General features: G+C 42.3%; 14 protein-coding genes. 6 read left to right on the forward strand and 8 right to left on the reverse strand.

The annotated features are described in order from the left end of the window. The coding region (locus tag I8752_RS19550; RefSeq protein WP_214433963.1) for a transposase at positions 1–1,217 on the forward strand (1,217 nt) is incomplete at its 5' end. A 234-nt stretch (positions 1,218–1,451) separates the two neighbouring features. Beyond that, a complete protein-coding gene (locus tag I8752_RS38635; protein ID WP_404827107.1) occupies positions 1,452–1,529 on the forward strand; it encodes a hypothetical protein in 78 nt (25 codons plus the stop codon). Between the two features lie 171 nt (positions 1,530–1,700). On the opposite strand, the gene I8752_RS19555 is transcribed toward I8752_RS38635, so the two are convergent. Together I8752_RS19555 and I8752_RS19560 are read right to left on the reverse strand one after the other, a co-directional pair. Beyond that, positions 1,701–2,495, reverse strand: coding sequence for a GH25 family lysozyme (locus I8752_RS19555; protein WP_214433964.1), 795 nt, complete (start codon positions 2,493–2,495; stop codon positions 1,701–1,703). Positions 2,496–2,920: 425 nt separating this feature from the next. Then, entirely contained in the window at positions 2,921–3,400 is a 480-nt protein-coding gene (locus I8752_RS19560; protein ID WP_214433965.1) for a hypothetical protein, read from the reverse strand. Positions 3,401–3,924: 524 nt separating this feature from the next. On the opposite strand from I8752_RS19560, the gene I8752_RS19565 reads away from it, so the two are divergent. After that, positions 3,925–4,398 carry a hypothetical protein gene (locus tag I8752_RS19565; protein WP_214433966.1) on the forward strand — a complete coding sequence of 158 codons (474 nt, stop codon included), beginning with the start codon at positions 3,925–3,927 and terminating at the stop codon, positions 4,396–4,398. Between the two features lie 844 nt (positions 4,399–5,242). On the opposite strand, the gene I8752_RS19570 is transcribed toward I8752_RS19565, so the two are convergent. Beyond that, positions 5,243–5,929, reverse strand: a complete 687-nt coding sequence (locus tag I8752_RS19570; protein ID WP_214433967.1) for an HAD family hydrolase — start codon at positions 5,927–5,929, stop codon at positions 5,243–5,245. Positions 5,930–6,010: 81 nt separating this feature from the next. Here I8752_RS19570 and I8752_RS19575 point away from each other — a divergent pair, with 81 nt between their 5' ends. Together I8752_RS19575 and I8752_RS19580 are read left to right on the forward strand one after the other, a co-directional pair. After that, positions 6,011–6,211, forward strand: coding sequence for a response regulator (locus tag I8752_RS19575; RefSeq protein WP_214433968.1), 201 nt, complete (start codon positions 6,011–6,013; stop codon positions 6,209–6,211). 319 nt (positions 6,212–6,530) lie between these two features. Next, complete coding sequence (locus I8752_RS19580; protein ID WP_214433969.1) at positions 6,531–6,806, forward strand: HU family DNA-binding protein; 276 nt, start codon at positions 6,531–6,533, stop codon at positions 6,804–6,806. Between the two features lie 114 nt (positions 6,807–6,920). Here I8752_RS19580 and I8752_RS19585 read toward each other — a convergent pair whose 3' ends face one another. Beyond that, on the reverse strand, positions 6,921–7,130 hold the full coding sequence (locus I8752_RS19585) for a hypothetical protein (RefSeq protein WP_214433970.1): 210 nt from the start codon (positions 7,128–7,130) through the stop codon (positions 6,921–6,923). Between I8752_RS19585 and I8752_RS19590 the strand changes: the two genes are divergently transcribed. After that, complete coding sequence (locus I8752_RS19590) at positions 7,131–7,397, forward strand: hypothetical protein (protein WP_214433971.1); 267 nt, start codon at positions 7,131–7,133, stop codon at positions 7,395–7,397. It abuts the gene before it with no gap. A 153-nt stretch (positions 7,398–7,550) separates the two neighbouring features. Here I8752_RS19590 and I8752_RS19595 read toward each other — a convergent pair whose 3' ends face one another. From I8752_RS19595 to I8752_RS19610, 4 genes are all read right to left on the reverse strand, one after another. Then, on the reverse strand, positions 7,551–8,621 hold the full coding sequence (locus I8752_RS19595; RefSeq protein WP_214433972.1) for an aliphatic sulfonate ABC transporter substrate-binding protein: 1,071 nt from the start codon (positions 8,619–8,621) through the stop codon (positions 7,551–7,553). Between the two features lie 102 nt (positions 8,622–8,723). Next, on the reverse strand, positions 8,724–9,395 hold the full coding sequence (locus I8752_RS19600) for an O-methyltransferase (protein WP_214433973.1): 672 nt from the start codon (positions 9,393–9,395) through the stop codon (positions 8,724–8,726). 198 nt (positions 9,396–9,593) lie between these two features. After that, positions 9,594–11,132, reverse strand: coding sequence for an amidohydrolase family protein (locus tag I8752_RS19605; RefSeq protein WP_214433974.1), 1,539 nt, complete (start codon positions 11,130–11,132; stop codon positions 9,594–9,596). A gap of 348 nt (positions 11,133–11,480) precedes the next feature. After that, entirely contained in the window at positions 11,481–12,845 is a 1,365-nt protein-coding gene (locus tag I8752_RS19610; protein ID WP_214433975.1) for an LLM class flavin-dependent oxidoreductase, read from the reverse strand. Between the last annotated feature and the right edge of the window lie 154 nt (positions 12,846–12,999).

A 12,999-nucleotide genomic window follows, 5' to 3' on the forward strand; every position in this document is an offset into this window, starting at 1 on the left:
TATCCCGGTGGGCAGAAATGGGTGGTAGTTATCGAACAATGTTGAGGTTCTTTCATACAGTAATACCTTGGGCGACGCTGTTTTGGATATTTTTTCGTAAACATTTGTGGCGGAAGAATGAAGTATATTTACTGGCGGGAGATGAAGTTGTAATAAGTAAATCGGGTAAACAAACTTACGGGGTAGACAAATTTTTTTCTAGTCTGGTTAGCAAACCAATTGAAGGTTTATCTTTCTTCGTAGTGTCATTAGTAAGTGTGGAAAGAAGACAATCATTTCCTATTGGGATAGAACAGATAATCAAAAGTAATACTCAGGTAAATAGTACCTTACCAATTAAGGAAATCAAACCTAAAGAAAAACGTGGAAGGGGACGACCAAAAGGTAGTAAGAATAAAACTAAAACCGAAGTGATATTAACATCTGAACTGTTACTAATTAAAAAGATGATTAACTCACTATTTAAGCTAATAGCTAACTTTATCCCCTTGACATACTTGGTAGTAGATGGTCATTTCGGTAACAACAATGCTTTGCAGATGGCAAGACAAGTTAACTTGCACATAATTTCTAAATTACGCTATGACTCAGCATTATACGTCCCTTATGAACATTCTGAATCCCAGAAACGCTCCCGACGTAAATACGCGCAGAAGCTGGACTATCGTAACATACCTAACAAATATTTCTGTAAGAGTGAGATTGAGGATGAAATTCAAACCGATATTTATCAAGCCACTCTCCTTCACAAAGAATTTGCCCAGGCTCTCAATGTAGTGATTCTGGTTAAAACCAATCTCAAAAACAATGCTTGCAGCCATGTCACTCTTTTTTCTAGTGACTTAGATTTATCATTTGACAAAATAATAGATTACTACAAACTCCGTTTTCAAATCGAATTTAACTTCCGTGATGCCAAGCAATTTTGGGGTTTAGAGGATTTTATGAATTTGAGCCAGACTGCTGTGACTAATGCGGCTAATCTTGCCTTCTTCATGGTTAATTTATCCCATCATCTTTTGGCTGATTTCCGTAAACATAATCCTGATTCTGGCATTATTGACCTGAAAGCTTACTACCGTGGTTTTCGATATGTCCGTGAAATGTTAAAAATACTTCCTCAAAAGCCTGAGCCTATTTTATTAGCCCAAATTTTTGCCAAGCTCACTTCTTTGGGACGTATTCATCCCCTTTCCACAGGCGTTGAAGCCTCGTAAATTGGCTAAGGTATTGATATAAAAATTGCACATTGACCGGAGGCGGAGCTTTCCCTGTTTTGCTTGATTAGACTATTGACCATTGTTCGTTGACAGGAGCCAGTGCGTTGCGGGGGTTCCCCCGTTGAAGCAACTGGCGTTCCACAGTTAACAGTCAACGACCACCACGAGTAGTTATGCTTTTTTAGCGTACATTACCAGAAAGTGCGATCGCTATTTCTACGTTAGAAAAAGATGTGGTACTGTGCTGAAAATATAACGTATCAGGAGCTTTATCAAGCTTGGCATAGTAGTCATATCAAATTCAGTTAAGATGATTTCGATGAACTTCTCCCTAACCCCTCTCTGCATCGGAGAGGGGCTTAAATATCTCTAGTTACCAACGAAAAAGCAGGCTTTTGAAGCCTCTCTCATGGAAGAAGGGAGGTTTGGAGAGGGGTTTTTTCATCTTTAATACGCAGATAGATACTTTGTCAACTCTTACTAAATCCATAGTAGAGAAACCCAAGTTTTAATACCCACAATCCCATCTACTTGCAATCCTTTAGATGATTGAAAACTAGACACAGCGTCCTCAACTGCTGGTGAGAAATTTCCATCAATATCATCTGTATATAAGCCAATATTTGCCAATTGCTGTTGTAGTTGTTTAACCCGTAACCCAGAATCCCCTTTTTGCAACTCTTTAAAACGATTTAAATCAGCTTTACCACTGACACCAGTTACACCAGATACATCACCTTTATATTGATGGATGAGATATTCCCCGTGCCAAGTACTAGGAACATTTGGTTGGGGTTTATCATAGTGGGCAATCCATAATGGATAACCAGCAAAATCAATAGGATTGCCAAGCTCATTCCAAAAGCCAGGGTAAGTATAAACAATTGGTTTTATAGCTTTTCCAGTTTGTTGTAAAAGTGTTTCCTCTACTTTTGCCAACCATCGTTTGGCTGCATCAATCACAACTTTTTTGTTGCTGATATTATCAGTCACTTCTATATCTAATACTGGTGGTAAGTCTCCCGGCTCCAATTTGCCAATAGTTGCTAAAAATTCTTGAGCTTGTACAACTGGGTCGGACGTGTGCGGGTGAAAGAAATGATAAGCTCCGCGGATGATTCCTACAGCTTTCATAGTTTGCCAGTGATGAGTAAAAGCCGTATCTTTAACGGTAGCGCCTTCTGTAGCTTTCACAAAAGCAAATATTTTACCAGAGTTTTTCACCGCTGTCCAATCTACCCTACCATCTTGAGCCGCTACATCAATTCCTAACATAAAAATTCCTTGACCTTATTTTAAGAAGCAACAGTAGATTTATCAAAAGTAATGAGAGATGATACGCAAATGGTAAATTAAATAATTTTAAGAGATACGTAATAAAAAATGTTCCTCCTTTAAGGTACGCTCTAAAGACTAAAAACACTCCTGACTACTTAAGGTCAAAAAAATACCGTAGATAGGGGGAAGCAGTGCGCTCTGACAGGTTAAGCGACAAGAGAGCAACGCTTCTGCTGTTAAGCTGTTACGCTTTTAAATTGCACATTGACCAAAGTTGATTGTTGACAGTCAGCAGTCAACAATCACTTTGAGTATTTCTGAAAATTAAATGCGTTTTAGCTTAGGCTCTTGTTTTCATTCCTGGTAAGAGCCTAGGGATTCGATTTTTTTGACTTGAGTAACGACTCAATTATTCAAAGCGACTAAAAGTTTTGCGGTGGTAATGGTTTTCCTTGATTTTTAGGAACATTCACAACTTTTAAAATTTTGGCAATTGCAATAATGTCTGTATCTAACTTTTGAGCTTTTTGATTACCAGGACAACTAATGTCTTGAGACTGCTGTCCACCCAGACTAATTGTTGTAGTTGTACCAAAAGAAGTAGATTTGACACAACCTTGTTTAACAGGCAAGCTTGATAATGGTTCGGCAACTTTCAAATTATGGAAAAATTTTTTAATTAATTTTTCAGGCAGTTTACCTTGTCCGGAACCTTTACCATCTACATAATTAGCTTCTCCCGTAGGTGAGACATAGATGCGGTAGCCAATGGTATTTGTCGAGCCACTGTTCGCAATCACAGCAACATTATTGGGTACTAAAGCTATTGCTGATTGAGCAGCACCAAGCAAAAATGATATACCTGCTAACCCCATTAAGCTTTTGTAAAAAAATTGGCTCACTTGAACAAACTCCTAATTTAGTTGTTAAGTAAAAGATTGCAAAAAATGTCTGTAGAGGGTAATAACCCTTGTTTATTGGTTATATACGGATATTTACTGTAAAGTTTTGGCAATTTTATGACAGTCTTGTGTCAAATAGTTGACAGTATCCAGGACACATACAGCATGACTGTCACCTATGTAATTAGTTGAGGAAGCGGAGGCGGTTCATATGTAAACTTGTAGCATTTGAGGACATCTTAGCTCTTTTAACAGAAGCGATCGCTAGCTCAACATCATCTAGTGGCGAGTTTCAATCCCCCATTAATTGATTCTGACCCCTGAATTCTTCTTCAATTTTGTTTTAACTTCGTACCATTGGTTTGTTACGTAAACCTTCTCAAATCGCTCTCGACTTTCAATTACAAATAAAGTTTTGCATACTTCCGAAATCGACAACATCAAGACTGTAATAATTATGAGAGCAACTACTTACAACTAATTTTTCTATTTAACAAATCGCAAGTTTTTTTGAGCAATAAACTATGTTTAAATTTTTTAACAAACGTTTGATAGTCTCGACAATAGGGGCAGCTAGTTTGCTTGGTGGATATGCAATGTATCAAACCCCAGCATTTGCACAACTGAATAATAATTTTGTCTTACTTGCAGCCAAGCCAAAGAAAGAGGCTGTTCATCGCATCAAGTTTTCACCTGGAAGTAAATCTACTGTTATCAAAAGCTCAGTAAGTTTAGGTAAAAAAGATACTTATATTTTTCATGCCCGTAAAGGTCAAACGATAATTGCATTAGTAACTTGGAATGGCGATCGCGCTGATGGTAAGAACAACGAGGAAGGACTTTCCGGGTTCACCTTTGTCAAACCAAATGGGGAATCATTCGTAGATCCACAAGACGATCGATTCACTGCCACATCAACGGGTGATTACAAAGTTATCGTTGCACAGCCTTATCAGTTAACTAGTCCTAAATATACGTTTGAATTGACTATTCGCTAAATACCAATGGCACTAAGAAAACGTGAAACCTCGTTTGGGCAGGGTGTTGGGGGTAGGGTGCGGGGTGTAGGGAAAAATCAAGAAAAGTAAATATGAGTACGGACACAAATAAATCTCTGACTCACTACACCCTACACCCGCTCATCTTTATGAATAGTGGATTTGCCGATAACGAGCGTGCCATTCTGATAAATATCATAAAGCAAGTATAGCGAGCAAAAGTGGCTCCGATTGAATTCAACCAGTGCCATTGTCATATCATGTGCGGTTGAAGACTTATCATTAGGACTGATACAAAGACGCGGGGATGCGGAGAGTTTTTTGATAAGTAATTAGGCGGACATCATATCACACCACCAAGTCAATATGTTTACGAACAACATAAATGCACCCACAACGCCAAGGCAGAAATACTATGTAGCTAGTGGGTGCTATCTATTTAGTAATCATTATCAGCCACACAAATTCCTTTACATTTAATACCGTTAGTAGCAGTGCGCTGACAATGAGAACATAGTACTTTTTCGTTTTCTGTTTGTTGATTTATCTTTATACTATCGCTTGCCTGGAATTTGTCGTTTTCTCTGTTAATTTCAACAGTCATAATAATCGAGAAGTTTCTTGCAATTTACATTAAACTAGTCAGACAACTGTTTGCAGCTAAATATGGATATCAAAGAAGCAAGGAATTACAAAGCACTTAAATACAAAAGCATTTACACTTTTTAAGCTTACTACTCATCTAATACCTACTATATGTTATATCTGCCGACCTCTTATATAGTGGAAGTCGCACGATAAAATAGCAAGTTAAATTTTTACTTCTCGATCGCTTTTGAAATTGTTAAATCCTGGTTGTTGCTTCGCTTGCCAATGGCGAACTGTCGTAGTGTGTTAACAAGTCAGCCGGATCGTTATAAATGGCGATCGCATCCTTTAATTGACTATCATCAAAACCACCGCAACGAAACGCAATTACGCCAACACTAGCTTTATTTGCAGACTGAATATCAAAAGGAGTATCGCCTAGCATCACTACTTGTGATGGTTGTATATTCAGCTTACTCAAAGCAGCTTCGACAATACCTGGATCTGGTTTGGAAACTTCAGCATCATCAGATGTTGTGGCCTCATCTTGACTGAGTAAGTCCTCAATTTGCGCCGCTTTTAGCAATACTGAAAGTTCTTGACTTGTTGCCGAACTAGCAATGATTAAACGCAACCCAACAGATAGCATCTTCAATATTAGTTCGCGCGCACCAGTGGCAGGAGCCAGATTTGTTGCAAACTTCGTGAGGATCAGTTCTTTGCGTCGATCGGCAATTTTTTTGCCTTGTCCTTGTCGATCCGAAAGCTCTGGCGCAAATTTAGGAATGATTTGGTCGCCTCCCATACCAATCAGCGGTCGCACTTGCTCGAACTTTACTTGGTAGCCAAAAAAAGCAAATGCTTCTTCCCAAGCTTGAGCATGAGCATCATTACTGAGAACAAGTGTCCCATCTACATCCAAAATTACGCCTTGATATACCATTGATAAATTTGTAAATTTCTTGAGTACCTCTAGGCTACTAAAAAGTTTTTTTTATTACCTCTACCTCGGTTATTATTTCCAATGGCAGAGGACTGTAACTCACTGACAATATGTTGTTCGTCTGAGAGTTCGACAAGATTTGCGATCGCTCTTTCTGTTCGTGCTAAAGAAGAAGACCGAAGGCGATCGCTACTTACAGGTTTGAAAATGTACTTATCAAAACCATTCGAGCTAGATGAATTATTAATTATGGTTGCAAGTTTAGCTAGTATATTTCATTAGAGCTAACCTTTTAATTCATCACACCTAAGAAAGACTTTTACCCAAATTTACTATACTTGATATCCCGAAAAATAAACTTGAATAAATTTGTTTTCGGATAGAAGGAATAGAGGCGTAATAAATTTTCTCACGCAATCAAATAGAAATTATAATAAATTATAACTTAGGCTTACTTAATACTTAATAATTTGGAAAAAAGGATAATGTCGAGTATTAAGTTATGTCTCATGTTAGGGCTGACGGCATTTTGCACATTAATATTCCTATGGGTATAACAGACAAAGAAATAGAAGTAATAGTAATCTATTCGAGGTAATTTATGAACAAAGGTGAATTAGTAGATGCTGTCGCAGCAAAGGTCAATATTACAAAAAAACAAGCCGATGAAATAATTAGTGCTTTTTTGTCAGTCGTTACCGAGGCTGTCGCTAATGGGGATAAGGTAACGCTCGTTGGGTTTGGCTCATTCGAGCGACGGGAACGCTCCGAACGTGAAGGGCGTAATCCCAAAACTAAGGAGACAATAACTATTCCAGCTACCAGAGTGCCTGCATTTTCTCCTGGTAAGCAGTTTCGGGAAAAAGTAGCACCTTAGAGGTTGTTTGAAAAGTCTAAATTAATACCAGCCCCAGCGATGAGAAATCGCGCGCCAGTTGCTCATGGGGAGCCACTGCGGTGAAGCAGCCCTCAACAGGAGCGGTTCTCGTCGTTAGCGCAGCGTTAGCGATAGCGAAGCGTTAGCGAGTCTTCTCCCAAAGGGAGACGCTAAGAGCGAACGAGCGTCGGAACGAGCGTCTGGGGGACTGCTGAACCCGAAGGGTGGATGGGTTCCCCGGCATAAAGGAGGCAGTGCGTTGGGCGGCTTTGCACGACTTGTAGACGCTTCTGCGGCTTCCCGCAGGGTAGCAACTGCCGTCAAGTGGCATGGAAACCCCCAAGACTGCACTGGCTTGGCTATACAGACAAAACCCACCTACCCCTCGGTAACGCCAAAAGCGAACGTGGGTTTCAAAACCTTGGTTTTTCGTTAGTCCGCGTAGGCGGTGAGGGGGTCGCATTCTTGGTGAGTCCACTTGTCGTCTTGGCGCTTTGCGTCGTTCGCGTAGCGTCTGGCAAAGTGGTGTTAGCAAGAGCGTTAGCAACGCAGGAGCGTCACCCGAAGGGCGGTTCCCGTCGATTGCGTTAGCGAGTCTTCTCCCAAAGGGAGACGCTAAGAGCGAACGAGCGTCAGGGACTTCGCCTGTATAGTAGTGAATTATATTCGCCCAAAACTTTTAAAGCTAGAAATTTTTGAACTAGCTCCTGTACCAGTGCATTTTATTTTGAAAAGAAGTTAATATTATCGCTGACTAATGATAGATGCTGGTGTAATCGCCGCATATTGTTCGGGAGTCAGCAATGTTTCTTGAATATTGAGAGGTTTGGGTAACAAACCATTTTTATAAAAATAATCGATGACTCGTTGTTGTTCCTTGATGCGGTTAGCATCCATTGGACTTAATTGAAAGCTGCCACGGCGAACTACCTTTTCTTGTATATCCAAAGCAAGTTTTGTTTTAGGTGCAAGCAGTTTTGCCGTCTCTTGAGGATGTTCTTCTGCCCACTTGCCGATTTTTTGTATTTCTTCAATAACAATTCGCAACAGTTCGGAATTTTCTGTGGCAAATTTACGTCCAGCAACATAGTATCCACCAGGAGAATCTAGACCTTCTCCGGTACGGAGAACGCGAACTCTACCTTGTTTTTCTGCGATCGCCAGGTGTGGATCGCCAAATACAATCACAGGAATTCGCCCTTGAAGAAACGCATCACGAGCTTCTACACTGGGCATACTTATAACTTGAATATCTTCGTATTTCAAATCGGCTTCATCTAAAGCGCGCAGAATTAAATAGTGTGAAGCAGACCCTTTTTGAAAGTTTACCTTTTGTCCTTTGATGTCCTTTAACTCTTTGAGTGGCGATTCTGGAGGAACTGCGATCGCACTTCCTTTTCCTGTTGCAGGACTGCGACCGACAACATAAACAATGTTGGCTCCTGCTGCTTGGGCAAAAATAGGTGGAGTGTCACCTACAGATCCTAAATCGATTTTACCGACATTCATTCCTTCCATTAGTTGCGGTCCTTGGGCAAATTGCAGCCACTCTATTTTTACTCCCAAGGGTTCTAGGCGTTTTTCTAAAACACCAGATACTCTGACTAAATCACCAGCTTGTTGGTAGCCAATACGCAGCACATTAGTTTTAATCCCATTGCTAGCTGACGCATTTGTTGTTGTAGTAGCAGATATTTTTGCTTGCTGAGTATTGGTATTACAACTACCAAGGGCAAATGATGTTGATAAACCTAACAAGCTTGCCGTACCAAGCTTGATAAAACGACGGCGTTGGGTGTTGAATAATCTAGTCATACTTGCAAAGAAAGGAAAATTACTTAGAGGATGTTTTAAAATGACTGCGCTCCGATGCTTAAAACCATCCTGATAGATAAACGATCCGAAAAACACAATCTACTAGTCGTCGGTAACAAGCGCGAGTGCAAAGCCATCGTACCCTTTGCTACCCACAGTCTGAATCACTGTGGCACTCACACGCGACTCAGTAGCAAGCAACTCGTTGAAGCGGCGCACTCCTTGGACACTCTTATCGCTGGTGGCGGCATCAACCACCGCTCCATTACGCACAACGTTATCAGCGATAATCAGACTACCACGACGAGAAAGTTTAAGCGCCCACACAAAGTAATCCGGATTGTTCGACTTGTCGGCATCAATAAAAATCAGGTCAAATGGGCCACGCCCCTCGGCTGCAAGCTGCGGTAGTGTATCTAGCGCCCGACCTAGGCGCAACTCAACAACGTCGGACAGACCAGCCTGCGCGATGTTGGAGCGGGCGACCGAGGCGTGTTTTGGGTCAGCCTCCAATGCGATCAAGCTACCGTCAGCGGGTAACGCCCGTGCAAGCCAGATCGTGCTGTAGCCGCCCAGCGTGCCAATCTCTAGAATATTGCGCGCCCTCTGGATTTGCGCCAACAATAACAGCAGCTTGCCCTGAAGAGGTGAAACGTTGTGCGGCGGCAGTCCGGCCAAGGCGCTGGATTGGAGCGTGGTATCCAGTGCGGAGTCCGTTGGGACAAGCATATCGGTGAGGTAACGATCGACCGTAGTCCATTGCTCAAGAGTCATAGATCGTTTGGTAGTGTTATCAAAATTTTTTTATCAAAACTAAATTTTTCTGATTTAAACAGTCAAAAAATATCAACTTGAGATTTCAACAGATGAATGTAAGCCTGCCTAAAGCTACCTCTGCTGCAAAGCGTTGTATAGTTCATCCAAAAGCAAATTCAGTAAGGGGAAGAACTTTTACTCCTTCCCCTTCCCCTTTTACGCTACAACTAAACTCTTGTCTACTTGTGGGGATTCGATGTTACCTACTTTGGATTCAATCGCCGTGCCTTTAAAGAAATCAGGGTTGGCTTGAGTGTAAAACTTGTAGGGATTAGCGAATACATAGGACTTAAAGTCAGCTTCGGAAATCACGCCTTCTTTCACCAGATCCCAGCTTTCAGCTAAGGGTGAGGTGAGATCGGGTACATCCCAATGACCAACATCCGAGGAATAGATGGCATTGATTTTCACACCCAAGGGATTGGCTTTGTCGTTGAATGCTGCTGCAATCGTGCGGTCATCAGACTCAGAACCAAAGAAGAAATTGTTGACCCAGCGATCGCGGATATCTTCAATTTGTTCAATGCCTGCGGCGGCAAAGTCTTCTAGTTCGCTACCAATTGGCGCACGGCTATGACGGCTGAACGAAGAACCGAGTACGCTCTTGGTCAATTCCTCTTTGTTGAGCGAATACCCTTGAGTAATTTCACCACCGAAACGCTCAAACAACTCGAACAACTCATCAGAATTTGTTAGGTCTGGGTTGTAGTTTTGCAGTCCCTTGAGATTGCGCTTGGAGAAGCGATCGACCAAGTGAATATAAACGTGAGCGCCCCAATCTGCACCACCTTCGAGCATTCCGACGCGCAAGTTGGGAAAACGCTTGGTAACACCGCCAAAGAACAACGCTTTAGCAAATGCCTGCGAGCCATCGGCGAAGTGACCGATGTGGTTGTTCATGTAGTTACTGATGGAAGAGCGTCCAGTCCAACCTTGACTACCATAATGGGTAGTAACGGGCACACCCAATTCCACGACTTTAGCCCAGAAAGGATCGTAGTCGTATTCGCTATCCAATCCGTAGAAGTCTATGTAAGAAGCATATTTGGCGATTTCGGGAAATTTATTTGCTGGATACTTATCTGCGATCGCCTTAATTGGTCGTTTCACACCACCAGGAATATTAATTACTTTCAATCCCAGTGTTTTAACGGCAAACTCTAGCTCTTCGATCGCTTCTTGGGGATTAGTCATGGGGATACCAGCTACCGGTGTCAGGCGATCGCTATATTTCCGGTAGATATCGGCATGATAGTGATTGACCGCACGTTGTAGTGCTTGACGGTTCTCTTGACTTGCTCCCGCTGGGGCGAGGACGTTGTTGGGAAACAGCACCGAATAGTCTGACCCTTGTTCTGCCTGACGCTCGTAGAACAGTTCGGGAAGAGTATAAGTGGCGAGATCCAAAGTGTTGCGGGTGACTCTAGCCCACCAAGGCGATCTAATTGTCCGGTTGTTATGACGTTCTTCAGGAGTTTGTTGATACCAGTCTTTACCATTACTCTTAGAGTTGAGACGAGAAGCTTCCGCCTTGCGTAATTCGTCTACAAGTTTTGCACCGCCATAATTAGCGATGTAATCCTCAAGAGCTGGAGTGAAATCATTGGTGTGAACATCGGTGTCGATTATCGGATAATCAAGGGTGGCTCTGACTGCGGCGGAGGGCGAGGTCTTCAATCGGCTATATTCAGTCATGTTTTTTTCCTTCAAAAAATCACAGGTTTTTTAGAGCATCCAATGGTGCTGGTTAGTTTGTATCCAGCATTTGTGCCAAGCTGTTGGCTACTATTTGCAGGTTGCTGTAGCGCATCAGGTCTGCTTCAAACCGGAGGCGATCTACAGAAGTTGCACTTTATAAGGTATGGCTTAACCATCCGTGAAAATTCATTTACTAAGACTTACGCAGACTCAGCGAATTCTGAGCGCTTTGGCAAATTGGTAAGCTGTTCCACAGAAAAATTGCACATTGATTTGATTAGACTGTTGACCGTTGACAGTCAACGACCACCGCTTTTTTAGTGTGCATTAGCTTATCAATTTTATTTACGCCAAAACTAACCTCTCATTTACTTGTTTGGTAGCAAAACGATTACTCGGACGACGCAATCCCAAATTTTCCCGCAAGGTACTGCCCTCGTATTCGGTACGGAACAGTCCGCGTTTCTGGAGAATCGGAACAACTAAGTTAACGAAATCATCTAATCCTGTAGGTAGGATTGGTGGCATGATATTAAAACCATCTGCTGCACCGTTTTGAAACCATTCTTCTAGCTGGTCAGCAATACTTTCAGGAGTACCAACTATAGTGCGATGACCTCTTGCGGTAGCAAGAGCGAGATACAACTGACGCAGCGTCAGAGTGCTACGAGTCGCCAAATCCTTGACTAATTTCAGACGACTCTTGTTAGTGTTGGTGTCGCTGGGCAGTTCGGGAGCTATGTCATCTAAAGAATATTTCAATAGATCGACACCTTTGTAATAGTTCTTTAAAATGCCCCAAGCGACATCGGAATGAATCAACGATTGCAGAAATTCGTACTTCTCTTGAGCTTCTGATTCGGTACGGCCAATGATTGGGAAAGCTCCAGGCATGATTTTAAGATCGTCTGGAGAGCGGCCATATTTTGCCAGCCTACCTTTGACATCAGCATAAAATTCCTGGGCATCGGCTAGGGTTTGATTGGCGGTGAAAATCACCTCGGCAGTTCGTGCAGCTAAGTCACGCCCAGATTCGGAAGCTCCAGCCTGAACGATGACTGGATAGCCTTGAGGCGGACGACCGACATTCAAAGGGCCTTTGACAGAAAAATGCTTGCCCTTGTGGTTAAGTATATGTAGTTTATTCGGATCGAAATAGACCCCAGATTCTCTGTCACGGATGAAAGCATCGTCTTCCCAGCTATCCCACAATCCTTTCACTACTTCCACAAACTCTTCAGCACGTTCGTAACGCTGGCTGTGTTCTGGGTGATGCTCAAGACCGAAATTAGCTGCGGCATTTTCATTACCTGTAGTAACTACATTCCACCCTGCCCGACCTTTACTCAAGTAGTCTAAGGAGGCAAACTTACGTGCGAGAGTGTAGGGTTCTTCGTATGTAGTTGAAGCAGTGGCAATGAAGCCGATATTTTGAGTCACCGAGGACAAAGCCGAAAAGAGGGTGACTGGCTCAAAATGGACTAGTTTGCCATTGCGTCTTTGAGTTTCTGGAGTGTCACCCCAAACTCCTGGACTGTCCGCCAAAAAAACTGCATCGAACAAGCCACGTTGGGCAGTCTGAGTAATTTCTTTGTAATGCTCGAAATTCAAACCAGCATCTGCTTGTGAATCAGGATGTCGCCAAGCGGAAACATGATGTCCGGTGGCTTGAATGAATGCACCTAAACGGAACTTGCGTGTTTTGCTCATCTGCTTTTTTCTTTTTTGTGTATCGCTAAATTTTTTTGCTATTTTTGAACCGCCAAGAACTACTAGAGCTTGCTAGGAGTAATACATCAACAAATTAGACCTCTTGCAGAAATCGGGAAAAGGGGAAGGTGGGGTCCCCTCTGGGGATAAGGGG

It is taken from the genome of Dendronalium phyllosphericum CENA369, assembly GCF_016056275.1.
GTDB lineage: Bacteria > Cyanobacteriota > Cyanobacteriia > Cyanobacteriales > Nostocaceae > Dendronalium > Dendronalium phyllosphericum.